Annotated in this window: 21 protein-coding genes; 11 read left to right on the top strand and 10 right to left on the bottom strand. The window is 68.5% G+C overall.

The genetic code is table 11. From position 1 onward, the window contains the following. Positions 1–7: 7 nt before the first annotated feature. The gene (locus tag VJ162_RS07840; protein WP_324663510.1) at positions 8–1,249 is read right to left on the bottom strand and encodes an HAD family hydrolase; all 1,242 of its coding nucleotides are present in this window, start codon (positions 1,247–1,249) and stop codon (positions 8–10) included. 59 nt (positions 1,250–1,308) lie between these two features. Beyond that, positions 1,309–1,473, bottom strand: coding sequence for a hypothetical protein (locus VJ162_RS07835; protein ID WP_324663509.1), 165 nt, complete (start codon positions 1,471–1,473; stop codon positions 1,309–1,311). A gap of 106 nt (positions 1,474–1,579) precedes the next feature. On the opposite strand from VJ162_RS07835, the gene mutL reads away from it, so the two are divergent. The 5 genes from mutL to ygfZ all read left to right on the top strand — a co-directional run bounded on the left by mutL (position 1,580) and on the right by ygfZ (position 8,601). Continuing rightward, positions 1,580–3,670 carry a DNA mismatch repair endonuclease MutL gene (mutL, locus tag VJ162_RS07830; RefSeq protein ID WP_324663507.1) on the top strand — a complete coding sequence of 697 codons (2,091 nt, stop codon included), beginning with the start codon at positions 1,580–1,582 and terminating at the stop codon, positions 3,668–3,670. A 320-nt stretch (positions 3,671–3,990) separates the two neighbouring features. Beyond that, entirely contained in the window at positions 3,991–5,181 is a 1,191-nt protein-coding gene (locus VJ162_RS07825; protein WP_407066844.1) for a glycosyltransferase family 2 protein, read from the top strand. Positions 5,182–5,233: 52 nt separating this feature from the next. Then, the gene (locus VJ162_RS07820; RefSeq protein WP_324663505.1) at positions 5,234–6,175 is read left to right on the top strand and encodes a carbohydrate kinase family protein; all 942 of its coding nucleotides are present in this window, start codon (positions 5,234–5,236) and stop codon (positions 6,173–6,175) included. A gap of 53 nt (positions 6,176–6,228) precedes the next feature. Further along, positions 6,229–7,449 (top strand): PGF-CTERM sorting domain-containing protein, encoded by a 1,221-nt coding sequence (locus VJ162_RS07815; RefSeq protein WP_324663504.1) that lies wholly within the window; start codon positions 6,229–6,231, stop codon positions 7,447–7,449. 66 nt (positions 7,450–7,515) lie between these two features. Next, positions 7,516–8,601 carry a CAF17-like 4Fe-4S cluster assembly/insertion protein YgfZ gene (gene ygfZ, locus VJ162_RS07810; protein ID WP_324663503.1) on the top strand — a complete coding sequence of 362 codons (1,086 nt, stop codon included), beginning with the start codon at positions 7,516–7,518 and terminating at the stop codon, positions 8,599–8,601. Here the strand turns inward: ygfZ and VJ162_RS07805 are convergent. Together VJ162_RS07805 and VJ162_RS07800 are read right to left on the bottom strand one after the other, a co-directional pair. Beyond that, on the bottom strand, positions 8,592–8,972 hold the full coding sequence (locus VJ162_RS07805) for a hypothetical protein (protein WP_324663501.1): 381 nt from the start codon (positions 8,970–8,972) through the stop codon (positions 8,592–8,594). The two genes, ygfZ and VJ162_RS07805, sit on opposite strands and share 10 nt — an antisense overlap. 44 nt (positions 8,973–9,016) lie before the next feature. Beyond that, positions 9,017–9,244 carry a DUF7860 family protein gene (locus tag VJ162_RS07800; protein ID WP_324663500.1) on the bottom strand — a complete coding sequence of 76 codons (228 nt, stop codon included), beginning with the start codon at positions 9,242–9,244 and terminating at the stop codon, positions 9,017–9,019. Positions 9,245–9,325: 81 nt separating this feature from the next. Between VJ162_RS07800 and VJ162_RS07795 the strand changes: the two genes are divergently transcribed. Continuing rightward, positions 9,326–9,565 carry a hypothetical protein gene (locus VJ162_RS07795; protein WP_324663498.1) on the top strand — a complete coding sequence of 80 codons (240 nt, stop codon included), beginning with the start codon at positions 9,326–9,328 and terminating at the stop codon, positions 9,563–9,565. Here the strand turns inward: VJ162_RS07795 and VJ162_RS07790 are convergent, their stop codons facing one another. Together VJ162_RS07790 and VJ162_RS07785 are read right to left on the bottom strand one after the other, a co-directional pair. Continuing rightward, entirely contained in the window at positions 9,566–10,651 is a 1,086-nt protein-coding gene (locus VJ162_RS07790; protein ID WP_324663497.1) for a geranylgeranyl reductase family protein, read from the bottom strand. It lies immediately after the preceding gene. 51 nt (positions 10,652–10,702) lie between these two features. Further along, positions 10,703–11,134, bottom strand: a complete 432-nt coding sequence (locus VJ162_RS07785; RefSeq protein ID WP_324663495.1) for a DUF5518 domain-containing protein — start codon at positions 11,132–11,134, stop codon at positions 10,703–10,705. An 87-nt stretch (positions 11,135–11,221) separates the two neighbouring features. Here VJ162_RS07785 and VJ162_RS07780 point away from each other — a divergent pair, with 87 nt between their 5' ends. After that, positions 11,222–11,608: a hypothetical protein gene (locus VJ162_RS07780; protein ID WP_324663494.1), complete on the top strand. Its 387-nt coding sequence runs from the start codon at positions 11,222–11,224 to the stop codon at positions 11,606–11,608. On the opposite strand, the gene VJ162_RS07775 is transcribed toward VJ162_RS07780, so the two are convergent. Next, a complete protein-coding gene (locus tag VJ162_RS07775) occupies positions 11,605–12,615 on the bottom strand; it encodes a WD40/YVTN/BNR-like repeat-containing protein (RefSeq protein ID WP_324663493.1) in 1,011 nt (336 codons plus the stop codon). The genes VJ162_RS07780 and VJ162_RS07775 overlap by 4 nt on opposite strands. Positions 12,616–12,703: 88 nt before the next feature. On the opposite strand from VJ162_RS07775, the gene VJ162_RS07770 reads away from it, so the two are divergent. Both VJ162_RS07770 and VJ162_RS07765 read left to right on the top strand, forming a co-directional pair. Continuing rightward, on the top strand, positions 12,704–13,000 hold the full coding sequence (locus tag VJ162_RS07770) for a UPF0175 family protein (protein WP_324663492.1): 297 nt from the start codon (positions 12,704–12,706) through the stop codon (positions 12,998–13,000). Continuing rightward, positions 12,997–13,572: a hypothetical protein gene (locus VJ162_RS07765; RefSeq protein ID WP_324663491.1), complete on the top strand. Its 576-nt coding sequence runs from the start codon at positions 12,997–12,999 to the stop codon at positions 13,570–13,572. The genes VJ162_RS07770 and VJ162_RS07765 overlap by 4 nt, the downstream gene beginning before the upstream one ends. On the opposite strand, the gene uvrA is transcribed toward VJ162_RS07765, so the two are convergent. Beyond that, positions 13,569–16,571, bottom strand: coding sequence for an excinuclease ABC subunit UvrA (uvrA, locus tag VJ162_RS07760; RefSeq protein WP_324663490.1), 3,003 nt, complete (start codon positions 16,569–16,571; stop codon positions 13,569–13,571). The genes VJ162_RS07765 and uvrA overlap by 4 nt on opposite strands. Before the next feature lie 118 nt (positions 16,572–16,689). On the opposite strand from uvrA, the gene VJ162_RS07755 reads away from it, so the two are divergent. Together VJ162_RS07755 and VJ162_RS07750 are read left to right on the top strand one after the other, a co-directional pair. Continuing rightward, positions 16,690–17,271: an LURP-one-related/scramblase family protein gene (locus VJ162_RS07755; RefSeq protein WP_324663489.1), complete on the top strand. Its 582-nt coding sequence runs from the start codon at positions 16,690–16,692 to the stop codon at positions 17,269–17,271. Between the two features lie 37 nt (positions 17,272–17,308). After that, on the top strand, positions 17,309–18,670 hold the full coding sequence (locus VJ162_RS07750; RefSeq protein WP_324663487.1) for an LVIVD repeat-containing protein: 1,362 nt from the start codon (positions 17,309–17,311) through the stop codon (positions 18,668–18,670). A gap of 110 nt (positions 18,671–18,780) precedes the next feature. Here VJ162_RS07750 and VJ162_RS07745 read toward each other — a convergent pair whose 3' ends face one another. Both VJ162_RS07745 and VJ162_RS07740 read right to left on the bottom strand, forming a co-directional pair. Continuing rightward, entirely contained in the window at positions 18,781–20,181 is a 1,401-nt protein-coding gene (locus VJ162_RS07745; protein WP_324663486.1) for a DUF402 domain-containing protein, read from the bottom strand. After that, a complete protein-coding gene (locus VJ162_RS07740) occupies positions 20,178–20,552 on the bottom strand; it encodes a DUF7532 family protein (protein WP_324663485.1) in 375 nt (124 codons plus the stop codon). Before VJ162_RS07740 ends, VJ162_RS07745 begins: the two co-directional genes overlap by 4 nt. Positions 20,553–20,571 lie beyond the last annotated feature (19 nt).

Genomic DNA, 20,571 nt, shown 5'->3' with positions numbered 1-20,571 from the left:
TTGGGGCCTACACCCCGTCGAGCGCCGCCAGCAGCTCCATCCCGTAGACGATACGGAGGACGGTGTTCGCTTCGCCGGCCGCATACACCAGCTCGTCCCGGTCGTTGACGTGGTCCAGCACGGTCTCGGAGGCGTGTTCCGGCGCCGCGGCGATGCCCCGGTCGGTCTCGGCCAGCCACTCCATCACCCGCAGGTCGCTCTTGGAGTCGCCCATCGCCAGCCCGAACGGGTCCTCGATGCCGAGCACGTCCAGAGCCTCCCTGACGCCGGTGGGTTTGTCCAGTTCGAGGCTGACGAGCTCGGCGGCGTCGCCCTCGTAGTAGCCCACGTCGAGACGCTCCAGCGCGTCGGTGAACGGCTCGGGCGCGCTGGCCGGGTCGCCGTCGCGGGCCACGTCCCCCTCGTCAAGCACTCTCGCTATCTCGGGGTCGTTCGCGAAGTGGGTCCGCGCGAGCAGCGCGGGGTCGGCCACGTCCGCGTCGACCGCGTCGGCCAGTGCCTCGCCGACGAGCCCACAGAAGTAGCGGATGGCCTCGTCGATGACCGCGACGGCCCGCTCGCTACCGACCTCGGCGTTGGGCTTGATTGTCACGTTGAACTCGTTGCCCTGCAGGTGACAGCCCCGCCGGACGGCGTCGGGGGCCTCCGAGAGGACGCGCCCGCGCACGTCGTCGAACGTCTCGACGATGACCCGGTCCAGCCCCTCGTACAGCAGCCGCTTGGTGTCGGTCCCGTGGTTCGGCGTGAACACCGCGTTGCCCGTCTCGTAGACGACGCTCAACGACCCCGACTCGACGATGTCGTTGCCCAGCCCCTGTATCATGAACCCCTTGACGTTCTCCAGGGTCTGGCCGGTACAGACGACGATGGGTATCCCGCGCTCGTGGAACTCCGTCAGCAGGTGCAGCGTCGGGCGGGGTATCTCGTTGTCCGTGTCGCCGGCCGACCGGAGCGTCTCGTCGACGTCCAACACGAGAACGTTCACCGTCCGGTCGTACTTCGAGTACAGGTCAAGCGCGGTGAAGGCTTCCTCACGCGTCAGATGCGCGGCGAGTTCCGCGTAGGGCTCGCTGTACCGCTCGGCGATGGCCGACTTCCGTTCGTCCAGCTCCGTCCGGGCGCTCTCCCACTGGCTCAGCCCGACGGTTGACCGCAGCGGCGGGAAGAGATCGACAAGTTCCTGATAGGCCCGCACTGTCTCCGTGTCCACCGTCTCGTAGAGCTCGTAGAGGCGGTCGTACTGCTCCATTGTCGGACCCACCGCAGGCCGGTACTTCAGTGTACGGTTCGAAAAGAGCGACTGGAGCGTTACTCAGTTCCCGACCCGTCGGTCAACACTGACACTTCGTCCCCGTCCTCGTTGAGGAACTCGGGCAGTTCCTCGTCGTCGGTCGCTTCCTCGGCTTTGTCGTCCACTCGCTCCGCCGTCCAGTCGGGCAATTCCTCAGGGATGTCGCCTCTGTGGTGACACATACTCGCTCACCGTCAGTCCATACGGCCTCCAGAGTGTTAATTGTTGACACGACACTGTCTGCTGGGACAGCCTCAAGTCGGCCGGTCCGTTACCGGACACAAGAGCATGGGGGAGCCAGGAGACATCCGGCAACTCGACGAGCGAACCGTCGAGCGCATCGCCGCCGGCGAGGTCGTCGAGCGGCCGGCCTCGGTGGTAAAGGAGCTGGTCGAGAACGCCATCGACGCCGACGCCGACCGGGTCACGGTGAGCGTCGCAGACGGCGGCCGCGGGGGCATCCGTGTCACCGACGACGGCGTCGGGATGGACCGCGAGGCCGTCGAGCGCGCCGTCGAGCAACATACGACCTCCAAGATACGGGACATCGAGGACCTGGAGGGCGGCGTCGGGACGCTCGGTTTCCGGGGAGAGGCCTTGCACGCCATCGGCGCGGTGTCAAGACTGACGATTGTCACGCGCCCGCGCGAGGGCTCGGCGGGCACCGAACTCGTCGTCGAGGGCGGCGAGGTCACGTCGGTCGGCCCGGCGGGCTGTCCCGAGGGGACGACCATCGAAATCGAGGACCTGTTCTACAACGTCCCCGCCCGCCGGAAGTACCTCAAACAGGCCGCGACGGAGTTTGCCCACGTCAACACCATCGTCACGAGCTACGCACTGGCCAACCCCGACGTGGCCGTCACCCTCGAACACGACGGCCGCGAGACGTTCGCCACGACGGGACAGGGCGACCTACGGGAGACGGTGATGTCGGTCTACGGGCGTGAAGTGGCCGAATCCATGATACGAGTCGACGGTGACGAGTTACCGGACGGTCCACTAGACGGCGTCACCGGGCTGGTCTCCCACCCCGAGACGACCCGCGCGGGTCGGGAGTACCTCTCGACGTACGTCAACGGCCGCTACGTCCGGGCCAAGACCGCCCACGACGCCGTTGTCGACGCCTACGGGACACAGATAGCGCCCGACCGCTACCCCTTTGCCGTCCTCTTTCTCGAAGTTCCGGCGGGCGACGTGGACGTCAATGTCCACCCGCGCAAGATGGAGGTCCGATTCGTCGACGACGAGGGCGTCCACGAGCAGGTCCGTACTGCCGTCGAAGACGCTCTCTTAGAGGAGGGGCTACTGCGCTCGACGGCTCCGAGGGGCCGTTCACAGCCCGAACAGACCGAGATTGCACCGGAACGGTCGGGCAGCGAATCGGAGGCAATCGATTCGGCCGCGGGGAGCTCGACCGCGAGCGGCGCGGACAGCGACTCAGCGCCGTCGGCCCCGAGCGGGGGCGGTGGACGCGGTGGGTCGACGGAGCCGGACGACGAGCACCCTGTAACCGACCCAACGTCGACGACACCGGCGTCGGCCGATACCCAACCCACGCCGGACACCACCGGTTCGGGTGCAACGACGGACCCGTCGGCGTCGGCAGCGCCCGCCAGCGACGGGGCACGGCCGTCCTCGGGGAGCGAGCCGGCGACGACTGACGAGTCGCCCACGAGCGACACCGACGCGTCGCCCGACCCGGAGCGGAAGTTCTCCGGCGGGCACGACCAGACGCGGCTGGGCGACGCGCCCGAGACGAGCCACGACACGCTGCCCGCGATGCGGATACTCGGGCAACTGCACGACACCTATGTCGTCGCCGAGACCGACGACGGACTCGTCCTGATAGACCAGCACGCCGCCGACGAGCGGGTCAACTACGAGCGGCTCAAGCGGGACTTTTCGGGCGAGACGACGACGCAGGCGCTGGCCGACCCGGTCGAACTCGAACTCACGGCCCGGGAGGCCGCCGTCTTCGACGAGCGCAGCGACGCCCTGGCCAGCCTGGGCTTTCACACCGCCCGCACCGGCGAGCGGACCGTCGAGGTGCGCACGCTGCCCGGGGTCATCGCCGACGCCGCCGGTCCCGACATCGTCCGTGACGTTCTGAGTGCCTTCGTCGGCGGGGAGAGCGAGGCCGCGACCACCGTCGAGGCCGCCGCCGACGAACTGCTGGGCGATCTGGCCTGTTACCCCTCGGTCACCGGCAACACGTCACTCACTGAGGGCTCGGTCCGGGACCTGCTCGCGGCGCTGGACGACTGCGAGAACCCCTACGCCTGCCCCCACGGCCGGCCGACGGTCATCGAGGTCGACTTCGACGAACTCGAAGACCGGTTCGAACGGGATTATCCGGGGCACGCCGGCCGCCGGCAATAGCGCCGCGGGCGTGCACGCCGGCCGCCGGGATTGAGCGGCGTCTCCGACGCCGCGAAAGTCGGGAGGCGCTCCGCGTCTCTCGGAAGTGAGCGAACGCCCAGCGTTCGCGAGGGTCGGCAGTCGTTCCGGACGTGACCGCGGGCCACGTCGCGCGAGGCCGGCGTTCGACCCGTCTCTCCCGTCGCGCCTCCGGAACCGCGTCTGCTACCCTTTAGCCCGGTTTATTCGGTTCAAGCGGCGTTAACTGGGCCGAAAACGGTCCGAAGACGACCTGACCGTCGGCCCGCATGAAGTGGGTGGACCCCCCGGTACCGGGTACGATGAAGACCGAGCGAATCACACTGACCGGGGTCGGCGGCCTCTTTGTCGTCGCCGCCGTCGCGACGCTACTGCCGTCGCTGGCTTTCGGTGTCGTCGACTGGCGCCAGCTGTTCGACTACCTGCTGTGGGGGACTACCCTCCTCTTTACCGGGACCGCCCTCGTCTGGGTGGTGTTGACCTACGTGGTCGGGCGGGGGTACGAGGCGCCCGCCCCCGCCCACGGCGGCGACGACATCCAGGTCCGTATCCTGACCGTCGACGCCGCCGCGGTGGTCCAGCGAACCGTCGACTCGCTGCCGGACGAACTCGACGACGTCCACGTCATCGCCGAGGCGGACATCGACGTAGCCGGGGCGGCGGTCCACGTCGTCCCCGAGGCGTTCGACTGCGAGGCGGTCCGGAAGGGCCGGGCCATCGAGTGGGCCCGACGGACGCTGGACTGCGAGCGCGAGTACGTGCTGTATCTGGACGAGGACAGCATCGTCGACTCATTCGAGGGGCTGCCCGACGCCGATATCGTCCAGCTGCGCGAACAGCCCCGCCGGACGGGGTCTGTCTGGACCTATCTGGCCGATGTCTACCGGATGGGCGTCCAGGTAGAACAGCGCGCCTTCGCCCGGCTCTCTATCCCGCTGTTCGCGTGGGGCGGCGGCATCGCCGTTCGGAGCGACCTCGAGGATGCGGTGACCTGGGACCGCGAGACGCTGGTCGAGGACACCGCTTTCGTCTGGACGGCCGCCCAGCAGTTCGACATCGACTTCGAGCTGGCGACGGCCACCTGCCGGAACGAGGCCCCGCCGTCGCTGACCGAGATCGTCCAACAGCGCCGCCGGTGGGCCGCGGGCAACGTCGAGGCCTCGACCGCCCTCCCGCTTGGCTACCAGCTGTTGACCCGCGTGCGCAACTACGCGTGGGCGCTCTCGCCGGTGGTGACGCTGGTGGTCGTCCCGCTGTCGCTGCTGGGCGTCGGCGTCGGCGCCGGTGGCCTGTTTGCCACCGTCTCACTGCTGCTCGGTGCGTTGACGCTGTTCTGGTATCTCCGCGGCGTCCGCTACTACGGCCGGGGCAAGCTCGCCCTGGCCGCCGCGGTGCCGCTTGCCCCGCTCGTCACCGTCGTCCACTCGATGGGCACCGTCGCCGGCATCCTCGTGCCGCCGACGGAGTTCCGCGTCACCGAGAAGGTCGGGTAACAACCTGAAACAGCCGGGTGAACTAAACCCCCAGTCTGTCTATGGGCGGGACATGTCAATCGTTTCCTTCGGTGATACGGCCCTCCGCTTCGCGACACGCGAGGGAGAGCGGTTCGAGACCGCCCGGGAAGTCGGGCTGTCCGTCGACGGGATATCCAGCAACGCGGCGGCCGTCGCCGGCCGGCTTGGCGCCGACGCCGTCTGGCTCTCGAAGCTCGCTGACACGCCGCTTGGCCGTCGCGCCGTTGCCGAACTCCACGAACACGGGCTGGAGACCGACATCGACTGGGCCGACCCCGAGACCGGGCGCCAGGGGCTGACGTTCCACGAGAGTGGGGCCCCGCCCCGGGAGTCACGACTGCTTCAGGACCGGAGCGATACGGCGATGGCGACGGTGTCCCCGGGTGACTTCCCGGTGGGTCGCATCCAAGAGGCCGACGCGGTCTTCACGACGGGGTCGATGGCGGCCCTGTCCGACGAGGCGGCCGAGACCGCCGGAGCCCTGCTCCGCTCGACCCCCGGGCTACGGGCGATGGACCTCGATTTCCATCCCGGCATCTGGAGCGCTGAGACGGCCCACGACACCCTGTCGGACCTCTTCGACCCCGTCGAGCTGCTGTTCGCTAGCGAGGACGGTGCCGCGGCGGTGTTCGACCGGACCGGCTCGCCCCGAGACCTCGTCCACACCATCGCCAGCGACTACGACTTCTCCCACGTCGTCCTCACCCGAAACGAGTACGGCGTCGTCGGCTATCACGACGGCGTCCTCCACGAACAGGACGCCTTCGAGACGCCGGAGATCGACAGCGCCGGCCAGCACGCCGCCCTGGTCGGGGCCGTCCTCCAGCAGCTCACTGCCGGCGCTGCGACCGACGACGCGCTGGCCTACGGCGCGGCGGCGGCGGCGATAGCGCGGACGATGAACGGGCCGTTGCCCCCCATCGAACCGGCCGACGTCGAGGAGCTCGTGGCCGCGGAGTCAGGCGGGCGCTAACCGCTCCTCTAGCGGAGCCATACTTTAAGGGTGTCCGTTGTTACCACTCGGATATGGGTTCGACACGCGTTTCAGTCGGTCTCTGCATCGTGCTGCTCGTCGGGATGGCCGCGGCCTTCCCGGCGGCTGTCTCGGCACAGCAGGACCAGGTCACTATCACCGCGACCATCGTCAACCAGGACGGTCGCTCCGTTGGCGGCGGCGTCGACGTGACGGCCGCCTGGGAGGGGGGCTCGGTCAACGGGACGACGGCGTCGAGCGGGCAGGTCCTGCTTGATGTCCCTCGGGGCGCGAACGTCTCGATACAGGTCGAAGACGACCAGTACGCCCGGAACGTCCCCTACACGGTCACTGACGCCAGCGCGCAGTCGGTCGAGGTCCCCGTCTCCGAGTCCGGCACGGCCACGATAACGGTCCGGAACAAGGCGAACCAGACGGTCGAGGACGCTCGCGTTCGCCTGTACCGAAGCGGCCGGTACGTGACCGACCAGCGGACCGGTGCCAACGGGACCGTCACGACGCCGCCCGTCGAACAGGGTAGCTACGGCATGCACATCCGGAAGTCGGGCTACTTCACGAACCGGACTCGTGTCTCTATCGGGGACCGGTCCGAGATCACTCCCACTATCGAAGCGGGTGAGGTGCTTCTCACCGTCTCGGTGGTCGACGACTACTTCGACCCTGCAGAGCCGCGCAACGCCTCCGTCCGTGTCCCGTCGGCGGGGACGCTCCAGACTAACGACGACGGCAACGCGACGGTCCGTGTGCCGGTCAACACCGACTACGACGTAACCGTGACTGCCGACGGATACGACCGTCGGCAACAGACTGTCAGCGTCGGAGAGAGCGACACCGTGGCTACGGTTTCCATCGACCGGACCGACCGGCTCGAGATCTCGGCACGTGACCGGGTGCTCTTGGGTAACCCGATAGCGCTGGAAGTCACCGACGAGTACGACGACCCCGTCGAGGGTGCGACGGTGTCACAGGACGGCCAGGAGGTCGGAACCACCGACGCGTCCGGCGAGTTCGAGGTCGACACCGACTCGGCTGGACCGGTGACTTTCACCGTCGACGACGGCGACGTTCAGGAGGAGGTCACGGTCGAGGTCGTCGAAGCCTCGGCGGAACTGACCGGGACACCGATTCCCGACTCCACCCCTACCGACACCGAACCGACCGGGACCTCAGGCGGGAGCGGCCCCGGCTTCACGCCGGTGACGGTCGCCGCCGCACTGGCCCTGCTCTCGCTGGTCGCCGCCCGGCGTCGCTAAGCCGAACCTCCCACCCCGGCTCACGAGAGCGGGACCCTTTTTGCCGCGAGGCCCCCAGCCGTTCCCATGACTGTTATTGAGGGGGTCCACGCCGACCACGACGCGACGTTCCGTGACGTCGGCGGTCGCAGCGTCGTCGACCACTACGGCCGGCCCGAGCGGACTCACCGGGCGGTCCGCAACGTCGTCGGCGTCTGCGAGTTCGGCTACGGCGTCCTCGTCGTTACCGGCGAGGACCGCGTCGACTACGTCGACAACGCCGTCTCGAACCGCGTACCCGAGGCCGACGGCGAGGGGACCTACGCCCTCCTGCTGGACCCGCAGGGCCGCGTCGAGACGGACATGTACGTCTACAACGCCGGCGAGCGGCTGCTCGTGTTCACTCCGCCCCAGGAGGCCGCTGCCCTCGCCGAGGACTGGCAGGAAAAGACGTTCATTCAGGACGTCGATATCCGCCTCGCGACGGACGAGTTCGCCGTCTTCGGCGTCCACGGCCCGAAGGCGACCGAAAAAATCGCGAGCGTGCTCCACCAGGCGGCTTCGCCCGAAGCGCCCCTCTCCTTTAACCGCGGCGAGCTGGGCGACGCCGGCGTCTCCGTCATCCGGACCGACAACCTCGGCGGCGAGGAGAGCTACGACGTGGTCTGTGGCGCCGACGACGCCGAGCGCGTCTTCGACACGCTGGTCAACCGGGGGCTAAACGCCGTCCCCTTCGGCTACCGCACGTGGGAGGCGCTCACGCTGGAGGCCGGGTCGCCGCTGTTCGACACGGAAATCGACGGGGCGCTGCCCAACGACCTCGGGCTCCGAAACGCCTTGGACTTCGAGAAGGGGTGTTACGTCGGCCAGGAGGTCGTCTCCCGCGTCGAGAACCAGGGGTACCCCGGCTCCCGTCTGGTCGGGCTGACCGTCGACGCCGTCCCCGACCCCGGGGCGGCCGTCTCGGTCGGAGACGAACACGTCGGCGAGATCACGCGGGCCGTCGACAGCCCGACCGTCGACGGCCCCATCGCTTTGGCGTCGCTCGACTGGGACTACCCGGAGGGCGACCTCACAGTTCGCATCGACGGTGAGCGGGTTCCCGCCGAGCGCTCCGGGCTTCCGTTCGTCGACGGGTCGGCTGTCTCGGCCCGACTGCCCACCTACGAGTAGCTGTCCGCTTCGTCGCCAAAGAAGCTCTCGACGGCCACGAGCGCGGTGTACGCCGAGAAGGCCGCCAGACACATCCCGCCGAACTGTGTGAGCGCGGTCAGCGGGGCGCCGACGATGTTGTACTGCAGCGGCGCGACGATGAGCCACAGGCCGAGGGCGGTGGCCATGACGCCCGCGGCGAAGCTCGGAAGCCCGCGGTCGCGGACGGTCAGGAAGTTCTTCCCCGCAAAGACGGCGCCGACGACGGCCGAGAGCGTCACGCTTCCCCGGATACCGGGCTGGGCGTCCAGCGCGAGCGGCGCGACGAAAGCGACCAGACAGCCAAGCAGTGCGACGACGGCCGAGGCGACGGTGAACCGACTCGCGTCCATACGAACTGATAGCACCGCACACGCTAAATACGTTCGGCGGCCGCTCACTCGACCAGCGGGAGGACGATGCCGAACACGAGCGGCGAGAACAGCCCCAGCAGGATACCCAGCGCTTCCATATCAGTAAACAGTACGTTTCCCCAGCCCGGCAGCGGCCCGAGCAGCACAGGTGCGACGAACTCGCCCAGCGCGCCGAGCACGAACAGGGACACGCCCAGCAGGAAGCCGCGTTTGGCGAGCGTCGCGTGGTCCATACTTCGGTACTGGCCCATACGAGTGCCCAGACAACAGGTGCACAAACCCGTTACGCTTCGGGCGGAAAGATTATAACACTCGTTGGCCAAGGGTCGCCGATGAACGGTCTGGGTTCACTGACGGAACTGCTATCGCTAGTGTTGAGCGCTGTGGCGGCCGGCCTGCTGACGGTCGTCGGCGCGCTCACGGAGAACGCCGGCGTCGCGGACATGCTGGTGGAGCCGTCGGTCTTTGCGGTCTGGGAGGTCGGCATGGGGCTGCTCCTGCTGTACACCGGCATCTACATGCTCGGGTACAAGCGGGTATGGCTCGGGCTGCGCGGCCAGTTCGCGAACTGATCAGGACCGCGACAGCAGCGCCTTCAGCTGCTCGCGCGAGAACAGCGTCGAGGGGCGGTCCATGTGGACGCCGATCTCCCCCTCGAACGCCTTCATCCCGGCTTTCTGTACCGTTTTCGGCGCCGAGTAGCCCGCCCGTACGGCGTGTCCCAGCCTGATGTCGCCGCGCAGGTCCTCGCGCCAGGCGCGCTCGTAGTCGCCAAGGGTCGCGGGGTCGTCGGGGTCGATTTCGCGGGCCGCGTGGTCCGCGGCGGTCATCCCATAGAGGATGCCGCCGCCGGTGAACGGTTTGGTCTGGGCGGCGGCGTCACCGATAAGGAACGACCGGCTGCCAGTCACGCGCTTCGGCGGGCCGATAGGGATGAGGCCGGAACAGCGGCGGGTCACGTCGGCGTCGTACCCGTCGACGAACGCCTCGAAGCGCCCGCGGGCGTCGTCGCCCGGCGGCACCGCAAGGCCGTACTCGACGCCGGCTTCGCCCCGCGGGATGCGCCAGGCGAAGAACGTCGGGACGGTGAGGTGGACGTCGACGAAGTCCCCGTGGTCGGGCGTCTCGTCGAAACCGAGCACCCCGTGGAGCAGTTCGTCCGGCTCCGGCAGGCCAAGCTCCCGGCGGACGCGGCTCTTGGGGCCGTCACAGCCGGCGACCATCTTCGCGCGATGGGACTCGACGCCGCCGTCGGGGCCGCGGGCGTCGACGGTGACGCCGTCGCGGTCCTCGCTGACGCCTACCACCGTGTGCCCTTCCCGCACGTCGGCACCGGCCTCGCGGGCCAGCTCGGCGAGGTGTCTGTCCAGTCCCACGCGGTCGATGACGTTCGAGATGACCTCGTCCTTGTAGAAGGGATGGTCGTCGCTGCCAGGCCCGCCGGTGTGAAAGCGCGCTCCCGATATCTCGTTCTGGAGCAGCGTCTCGCGGGCGTCCTCGGTGTACTCCCAGATATCCGTGCTGACGTGGCCCGAACAGGCCAGGGGCTCACCGACCTCGCCCTGCTCGAAGACGAGCACGTCCAACCCGCTCTCGGCGGCTCGCCGGGCGTACCGCGAGCCGGCGGGGCCGGCGCCGACGACGACGACATCGTGCATACCGACGGGGAGGGTGTCAGGCGGCAAATACCTTCTCGATTCCGTCGACGGCTACGAGCCGACGGGGGTCTGCGGGTGGCCGCCCCGCTCCGCCAGCCAGCCGCCGAGCCGACCGGCGACGCCACCGACCAGCGCCGCGGTCCCGACCAGTAGCGGGACCGAGACGGTCACAAGCGCGAGCTGTACCGCGGTGAACCAGGCGGGCTGGGTGAACGAGAGGACAACCGGGACCAGTTCGGCGACCGACAGCAGGACCGGGAACGCACCGACGGCACCGGCCCGAAGGCCGACCGGGGTGCTCTCTAGGCCACGCCGTTTCGCCAGATAGCCGGCCGCGAGGGCACAGAGCGCGATTCCCGAGACGTCCCAGGTGGTGCCGGGCGCCCGCAGATACAGAGCGAGCGTGAGCGGGACCGATGCGAGCCCACCGAGGATGGCGTACTGCCACGTCGGGGACCGTAGCCGCTGGAGGAGGGGCGACATGGTCGCCCGTTGGACCGTGCCCGACATATTTCTACCGGCTGACAGTACCGGACAGACGCTAAGAGGGGGGCCGACTAACGGTCTGGCATGGCAGAGTACCAGCCCGGCGTCTGCAACATCGGCGCCGAGCAGCGCCGCGCCCGGCGGCTGTCGGGTATCGGGTCGTTCGGTATCGCCGTTGCCGTCGTGCTCGCGGTCGCGCTCGATGTCCTCCCGGCGACCACGCTCTGGGCGACCGCGCCCTTCGTCTTCGGCGGCTGGGTCGGTCTCGTCCAGGATTACTACGGCTTCTGCGTGGCCTTTGGCGCGTTAGCTCGCTACGACCTCTCGGGGTCGGGCGGGACGACTGGGTCGGTGGCCGAGGCCGAGGCGGTCGCCGCCGACCGCAAGCGGGCGCTGTGGATTCTGGCCGTGGCGGCGGTCCTGACCGTGGTGACGAGCGCGCCCGTCGTCCTGCTCGGCGGGGCGGTCTAGACGACCGCGAGCCCGCGGGGCACCTGGTCGAAGGCGTCGGGCCACGACCCGAGCCGCGACCACGAGTCCCCCGCCGCCGACCGGAAGAGCCCGCGGTTCGTCAGCGCCAGGAACGCCTCGGCGTCAGTCGCAAGCACCGCTCGGGCCAGCCTGTCCGGGCCGGGCAGTCCGTCCATCGCCCGTTCCCAGTCCTTGCCCGTCGTCCGGTAGACGTAGCTCTCGCCGGTGGTCGAGTGGGCCGACCGCGCGCCCGCCGCCGCCGAGACGACGACCGTCTCGGGGTCGTCGGGGTGGACCGCCACGCTCCAGACGTACCGGTGGTCCAGCCCGTCCTGCGGGTCGGTCCGGGCTCGCGGCTGGCCGCCGCTCGCCTCCTTCGTCGAGCGGCGCTCGACGCTATCCCACGTCTCGCCGCGGTCGGTCGACAGCGCGTAGCCGTCGCCGGCGGCGGCGTAGACGCGGTCGGGGGCGTCCGGGTGGGTCGCAAGCGTGTGGTTGTCCCGGCGGCCGCCGTCGGGATGGTCCAGCCACGTCTCGCCGCCGTCCTCGCTCCGGACGAACGCGCCGGCCTCGACGGCGACGTACAACTGGTCGGGGTCGTCCGGCGCCACGGCTATCCAGCGGACGTGGTGGGTGTGTGGCCGGGGCGGGAACGACCACCGCGAGGCCGAGTCGAGGTCGGCCAGCCCCTCGCGTTCGGTCCATATCTCTCCGCCGTTCGTTGAGCGGTAGACGGCGCTGGGCTCGGTGCCGGCCCAGAGTACAGCCGGGTCGTGCGGGCTGACGGTGACGCTGGTCACGCGGTCCCCCGCGTCCAGCGCGGTCGTCCACGTCTCCCCGCCGTCGATCGTCCGCTGGAGCCCTGAATCGACGGTGCCGACGAGGGCCCGGTCGGGGGCTCGCGGGTCGGCCGCGACACATTCGAGTGTCTCCCCGACCAGCCGCTCGGTCCACTCGCCGCCACCGACCAGCAGCCGGTCCGAGAGCGCGGCGTAGTATGGTGACATGGCTCACGATAGGGGCTCGCGCGGAAGAAGTATATCGGCGATGGGACTGCACGAGAGATTTAATACGATGCATTGCAATGCATTACATATGGAGAACGTCACCACGCGAATGAGTGACGACGAGCTAGACCTCATTGAGCGACTCGCTGGCGCAAAAGGGGAGAGCCGGAGCGATGCAGTTCGGCAGGCGATTCGCCGTGGCGCGCGGGAGGAACTAATTCGCGTCGCACTCCAACGCTATCAGGACGGCGAAGTCGGGATGCGCGGTGCGGCAGACATTGCTGGACTCACTATTGCTGAGATGATGGCCGAGGCGAACGAGCGTGGCGTCATGTCGAACTACGACGAAGCGGACCTCACCGATGACGTGGACGCACTTCGATGAGTGACCAACGCCAGCTACTCGTTGACGCAAGCGTTTTCATAACCTTAGCCGAAACCGACGCTCTCAGCTGTTTGGAATCGCTGGACGGCACTCTCGTAGTTCCCTCGGCGGTCAGACGGGAGGTGAGCAATGACCCAGCCAAGACCCAACTGGAGCGTCTCGTTGCCGCTGGTACCATTACCGAACTGGATTGGTTCCAGTGGTCAGACGAAAGAGAGGTTTCGGGTGAACACGTCGCGGCGACTCATCTCGGGACTGACCCCGAGGTAGCAGTCGATACAAAGGATAGTCCGGTGCGCCTGGCCGATGGTGATGTTGCACTCCTATCTTTCGGGATGCATATGGATGACGTAGTCGTGCTAACTGACGATAAACCACTCAGAAAGACGTGTAAGGCACTCTCGATTCCAGTCTCTGGAAGTATCGCGGTGCTCGTTCGGGCGGTCAAATGTGGGAAATACACCGTCACACAAGCTAAGAGCAAACTCTATGCGATGGACGAAGTCGGCGCTCGTCTCAGTGCCAGTCTGGTGAAACGCGCTGAAAAACTAATCGACGACGCGGCCGACTAGTCGTCGTCGGCCGCGGGCTTTGCGAGGTCCCGCTCTGAGCGCGGTCCCTCTAGCTCGACCGCCGGCAGGTGGTCCCGCAGATACCGGCCCGTGTACGAGTCGTCGGTGCGTGCCACTTCCTCGGGCGTCCCCTCGGCGACGAGGTCGCCGCCGCCCTCGCCGCCCTCCGGGCCGAGGTCGATGACGTGGTCGGCGTTTTTCACGAGGTCGAGTTCGTGCTCGATGACGACCACGGTGTTGCCGTCCTCGGTGAGCCGGTGCAACACGTCGATGAGCTTGCGCTCGTCTTCCGGATGGAGCCCGGTCGTCGGTTCGTCAAGCAGATACAGCGTCTCGCCCGAATCTTTCTTCCCCAGTTCCTCGGCGAGTTTCACCCGCTGGGCCTCCCCACCGGAGAGCGTCGTCGAGGGCTGGCCCAGTGTCATGTAGCCAAGGCCCACGTCCTTGAGCAACTGCAGGCGCCGTCGGAGCCCGCTGTGGCTCTCGAAGAAGTCGTAGGCCTCCTCGACGCTCATCTCCAGCACGTCGGCGATGGTCTTGCCCCTGTAAGTGACATCGAGGGTCTCGTCGTTGTAGCGGGCCCCGCCACACTCCTCGCAGGGGACCTGCACGTCCGAGAGGAAGTTCATGTCGATGGTGACGGTCCCCTGCCCGCCACAGGCCTCACACCGGCCGCCCCTGACGTTGAACGAGAACCGACCCTTCTCGTAACCCCGCTGTTTGGCGAGGTTCGTCTCCGCGAACAGCTCGCGGACGTGGTCGAAGACGTTGGTGTAGGTCGCGGGGTTCGAGCGCGGCGTCCGGCCGATGGGCGACTGGTCGATGAGCCGCACCGTCTCGATGTTCTCTATCCCGTCGATGTCGTCGTGCTCGCCGGGGTTGACGTCCGTGTCGTTCATCCGGCGGACCAGGCCCTTATAGAGGATGTCGTGCATCAGGGTGGACTTGCCCGAGCCCGACACGCCCGTGATGGCGGTGAAGGTGCCAAGCGGGAACTCGACGTCGAGGTCCCGGAGGTTGTGCTGGCGGGCGCCCCGCACCGTGAGGGCGTCGCCGTCGCCCTCGCGGCGCGTCTCGGGGACCGGAATCGTCCGCTCGCCCGAGAGGTACTTGCCGGTCACCGACTCGTCGGCCGCCATCAGCTCCTCCTGGGGCCCGTTGACGACGACCTCGCCGCCCCGCTTGCCGGGGCCCGGCCCCATGTCGATGACCTGGTCGGCACGGCGCATCGTCTCGGTGTCGTGTTCGACGACGATGAGCGTGTTCCCGAGGTCGCGAAGCTCCTCTAGGGTGTTCAACAGCTTGTCGTTGTCCCGCTGGTGCAGACCGATGGAGGGCTCGTCCAGCACGTACAGCACACCGACGAGACCGGACCCTATCTGGGTCGCGAGCCGGATGCGCTGGCTCTCACCGCCCGACAGCGTGGCGGCCTCGCGGTCCAGGGTGAGGTACTCCAGCCCGACCTCCGCCATGAACCCGAGACGGGCGCGGATCTCTTTCAGAATCTCCTCGGCGATCTTCCTATCGCGGGCCGACAGCTCGTCCTCCAGCCCCTCGAAGTGGGCCAGGGCGTCGCCGATGGAGAGCTCGTTGACCTCGGTTATCGAGGTGCCGTCGACCAGCACCGCGCGGGACTCGGCTTTCAGCCGGGTCCCCTCGCAGGTCGGACACGTCGTCGTCGCCATGAACTCCTCGATGTGCTCGCGGGCGCGGTCCGAGTCCGTCTCGACGTGGCGCCGTTCGAGGTTCGGAATCACGCCCTCGAAGCGCTCGGTCTTCTCGCGGGTGCCGTTTTTCGTGGTCCACTCGAAGTGGACCAGGTCGTCGGTGCCATAGAGGAACTGCCGCTGGATGGACTCGTCCAGCTCCTCGAAGGGGGTCGACAGCGAGACGCCGAAGTGGTCGGCGACGTTGTCCAGCTGGCGGGAGTAGTAGGTCCGGTCGTAGCTCCAGGGCTCGAAGACGTGTTTCAACGGCTTCGACGTGTCAGTTATCACCAGCTCCTCGCTGACCTCCTTGGTCTCGCCCAGCCCCTCGCAGTCGTGACAGGCCCCGTGTGGCGAGTTGAAGGAGAAAGAGCGGGTCTCGACCTCGGAGATGTCGATGCCACAGTGAGTACAGGCAAGCTCCTCGGAGAGCTCGACGACGAGGCGGTCGTCGGTGGCTCGCGGGCCCTGCCCGCTCGCCTGTCCCGAGGCGCTTCGCGCCTCGCTCGCCAGGTCCCCCGTCGCCCGGGCGGTCGCCCCGCCAAGCGCGTCGGCGGCGCCCTCCGGCGGGTCCGGCAGCACGACTTTCAGCGTCCCGTCGGCCTCGCCAAGCGCGGTCTCGACGGAGTCGTTGATGCGGGAGCGCGCGTCGGTCGATATCTTCACCCGGTCGACCACCACGTCGATAGTGTGGTCGTAGTTCTCGTCCAGCTCGGGCCGGTCCATCGTGAGGTCGTACTCCTCGCCGTCGACCTCGACCCGGGAGTACCCCTCGCCGACGAGGTCGTCAAAGAGGTCCTCGAAGGCGCCCTTCTGGTCACGGACGACCGGGGCACACAGCTTCGCGCGGGTGCCCTCGGGTAGTTCCAGCAAGCGCGTGACCATGTTCTGGGCGGACTGCTCGCCGACCTCGCGGCCACACTCCGGACAGTGTGGCACGCCGACGCGGGCGTACAGCAGTCGGAGGTAGTCGTGCAGTTCGGTGACGGTGCCCACGGTCGAGCGGGGGTTGTTCGCGGCGTTTTTCTGGTCGATACTGATGGCGGGCGAGAGCCCCTCGACGTTCTCGACCTGTGGCTTGTCCATCTGGCCCAGGAAGTTCCGGGCGTAGGCCGACAGCGACTCGATGTAGCGCCGTTGCCCCTCCGCATAGACCGTCTCGAAGGCGAGCGACGACTTGCCCGACCCCGACAGCCCCGTGACGACGGTGAGTTCCTCCCGGGGAATCTCCACGTCGACGTCCTTGAGGTTGTGTTCCTCTGCGCCGGTGACCTCGATGACGTCTTTGCTCATCTATGCCGTCTTCAGGGAATGGACGCGTGAAACCCTGTCGGTTAGCCACGCTCGGGGGTTTTATCCTGCCGCTGTCTGTGTGCAAACTTTCAAGCCACTTTCCGAACGATACGCGCCTATGAACCAGCGGGGGTCCTACGATATCGAGGGCATCGAGCTCACGGACGACAGCTACGTCGTCGAACAGAGCCTCGTCCGGAACAAGTACAAGGCGATGGACAGGGCCGGCAACGTCGTCATCCGGGGCAAACAGAAGATGTTCAAGCTCAAAGAGGAGTTCCCCTTCGTCGACGCTGCGGGCAACGAGGTGTTCACCGTCAAGGCCGGCGGCATGCTCGACGTGGCCGGCAACTACGTGCTCTCCGACGCCCGGACCGGCGAGGAACTGGTCATTCTCGACAACGACTACTCCATCTTCCAGGACACCTGGAAGATTCGTGACGCTCGCACCGAGGCCAAGATCGCGGAGATAAACTCCCAGGGCGCGCTCGTGACCGTCGCCCGCAACGTCGTCCCCTTCGGCGAGTTGATCCCCCACAAGTACGAGATAACCGACGTCGACGGCAGACACGTCGGTAACATCGACGGCCAGCTCTCGCTGAAGGACCGCTACGAGATAACTATCGACGACGCCAGCAACGTGCCAAAGGAAGCCATAATTGCCGCCGCGATGGTCATCGACGCCATTCAGGGGAACTGACCGCAATCCTTCTTGCCGTCGCTCCCGACCGACCGGTATGCGCCGCCGCACCCTCCTGCAGTCGCTCGCGGCCGCGGGCGCCGCCGGGACCGTCGACTCGGCCGCCGCCCACCCGCTCCCTACCGACGACGGGTCGACGCCTGCGAACACGCCGACGGGCGGCGAGCCGCTGGGCTCTCTCGCCCTGTCGGGCGCCCGCGAACTCGTCACCAGCCCCGACGGACACACCGCCTACGTCGCGACCGGCGACGGCATCGCCGTCGTCGACCTCGTCTCGCCAGCGGCGCCTCGCCTCCTCGCGGAGCGGACCGAGCTACTCGCCGACAGCACCGACGGCCCGATGCGGGTCGTCCAGGACCTCGCTCTCGCCGGCGACCGACTGCTGGTGGCCGGGCCCGCCAACCCGGCCGAGGGCGCCCACGGCGTCGTCGTTTTCGACGTGCGCGACCGCGAGTGCCCCGAACGTACCGCCGCCGTCGAACTCGATACGCGCATCCACAACTGCGATTTCGACGGCCGCTACGCCTACGTTACCGCCAACAGCCGCGGGGAGAACCCCCTCGCCGTCGTCGACACCGAGACCGGCGACGAGGTCGGCTCGTGGTCGCTGCTCGACGACGACGAGCGGTGGGCCGAGGTCAGCCCCACACTGCGCCCGCTCCACGACGTCACCGTTCAGGGCGACGACGCCTATCTGGCCTACTGGGACGCCGGGACGTGGATACTCGACGTGAGCGACCCCGCCGACATCTCGCTCGTCTCCCGGGTCCGGGGCCGCAGCCGCGAGACGCTGGCCGCTATCGACGACCCCGGCACCGAGCGCACCGAACCCCCGGGCAACGACCACTTCGTCACCGTTGACGAGGGCGCCGAACTGCTGGGTGTCGGTGGGGAGTCCTGGGCGACCGTGGCGGACGACGACGGCCCCAGCGGTATCGAGCTGTTCGACATCGGCGACCCCCGCTCCCCGGAGTCGCTCGCCACCATCGACCCGCCGCCGACGAGCGACCCGACGCGGGGCGGCGTGTTGACGACGGCGCACAACTTCGAACTCACCGGCGGCCGGTGCTACTCGGCGTGGTATCAGGGCGGCGTCCGGGTCCACGACCTTCGCGAGCCGAGCGAGCCCCGCGAGATATTCCGGTGGCGGGACTCGGCGACGACCTCCTTCTGGACCGCACAGCGGGCCGACGGCTGCTTTGTAGCGGCGAACACCGCCGCGCTGGACGACACCGTCTCCCCCGGCGTCTACACGTTTCCTGACCCAGCCGCCGACGCCCCGGACCGGACGCCGACCGACGGCGGCGTCCTCGGGGCGGCCGGCGACGGCTTCGGCGTCGCCGCGGCGCTTGCGGCTGTCGGGCTGGGGGCGTGGCGGCTGGGCCGGCGGGAGCAGTAGCGAAGCCACGAACGACGTGAGCGGCCCCGACGCGACGCGGTGAGCGAAGAGGGTGAACACAGCGCAGTCTCCGCTGTGGAACGGAGTGACACGTGAAGCGAAGGGAACCGCTACGACAGCGCGCTCGCCACCGCGGCGGCCACGCTCCGGGCGCGCTCGGCCAGCTCCTCGGGGACGTGTCCCGCCTCGACCGCCGCGTCGAGTTCGTCGTCGTCGACGCGTTCGACCGTGCCGTCGGCGTGTTTGAGCACGTCGACGTGGAGGTCGACGTAGCGGGCGGTGTCCGGGAACACCTCGACCGGCGTGCAGACGTTGACGTAGGTGCCCTTCTTCTCGCCCTCGCTGTCGCGGTACACCGTCGGATACCACCACCGCCCCTCTTTCAGTTTCGTCTCGGCCACGTCGCCGGCTTCTTTGGGGACGCCCAGCCCGTCGTACTCGCCGCCGGCGGACAGCTCCCGCTCGACGGTCACGGTGCCGTCGGCCTCGACGGACTGCACGTCCGCCCGTCCGAGGGTGATGAGCCGGCCGTCGGGTTTCCCGTGACCCAGGGTCAGGGACTCCCCCTCTCGGGGGCCGAACTGTCGCGCCGTCACCGCGAAGGGAAAGTCCGTCTCGGTGTCGCTCCCGGGCTCGTCACACAGCGCCTCTACGTAGTCGACCGCCGCGCTCCCGCTGTTTGAGCCGGCCTTCACGCGGTGGTGGCCCGCCATCGTCGTCGTCACCTGCCGCCGCTGCTCGTCCAGCCCAAAGCGGCTCTCCCGGCCGAACCACACCCACGTCGTCTGCCCCCCGTCGTACTGGCGGGCCGGTGCGGCGTCGGCCGGGTCGTCGGCGCCTGCGAGCGCGTCGTCGATGGCCGCCGCCCGCTCGTTGGCCGCCGTCAGGGCGCCGGCGATGGCATCGAAGCTCGCGTCGTCGCTGGCTCTCTCCCAGGAGACGCCCCACCCCTCGCGCGGGTCGGCCGCGACGACGTCGAGCATCGCCGGCCCCGCTGCGGTCGCGCTGTTCGAGCCGCCCCGAACCAGCGTCAACAGCTCGCCACGGACCGCGATGGCGGTGTCCAGTACGGCGCGGCCGTCGGTCCAGGGCGCCGCCCCCTCGACGACCTGGACGCGCAGCCGGTCGCCGGTCTCGACGCGCTCGTCGCTGTTCGAGTAGGGGAGAAACCCCTCGCCGTCGCCGCAGTCGACGACGGCGCCGCTGGAACGCGTCTCGGTCACCTCGCCGGCGTAGACCGCGCGAACCGGGAGCGGGTCGGCCCACGCCAGCGTGTCCCGGCCGAGGTCCCGCAGTTCCGCGACCACCTGTTCGACCGCCTCGCGGTCGCCGCTGACGCCCACGCCCTGCCGGTCGTCGGTCGTCTCGACGGCGGCGCCCGCCCGCTCGACGGCGAAGTCGGTGTCGAAGCGGTCCTCGATGGGGCCCGACGCCTGGACCACGTCGACGCCGGCCGCGGAGAGCAGCCGGGTCAGCGCCGTCGCGTAGATGCCCCTGACCCGGACGCTCATAGGGCGTCCCTGTCGGCCGCGAAGCGGACCCGCCCGTCCACGGTCGGGCCCAGTGTCAACTCGACTTTCCCGTCGGTCAGCACGCGCCCGCCCTCGACGGGAACGCCCCACGAGTCGAAGCGGACGTACCCGCGGATGTCGTCGGCGTGGGTGTAGAGGTCGACGTAGTCGAGGGTGTGCTCCTGGATCTCGCTACTGCTGTGGGCGATGTCCATGTCGGAGTAGACGGTCTCTTTCCCGGCGAAGAACGCTTCGAGGTCTGTGGCGGCTTCCTCCGTGGCCTCGACCACGGCCTCGGAGGCGGCCTCGATATCGTCCTGCGCCAGTCCGGCGTCCCGAAGCGCGGCCTGTTCGCGCTGCGTGAAGTGCATACTGGTGAATCGTAGTGTG

It is taken from the genome of Haloarcula sediminis (assembly GCF_035656455.1).
Lineage (GTDB): Archaea > Halobacteriota > Halobacteria > Halobacteriales > Haloarculaceae > Haloarcula > Haloarcula sediminis.
This window is presented reverse-complemented; position numbering and strand designations above follow the sequence as displayed.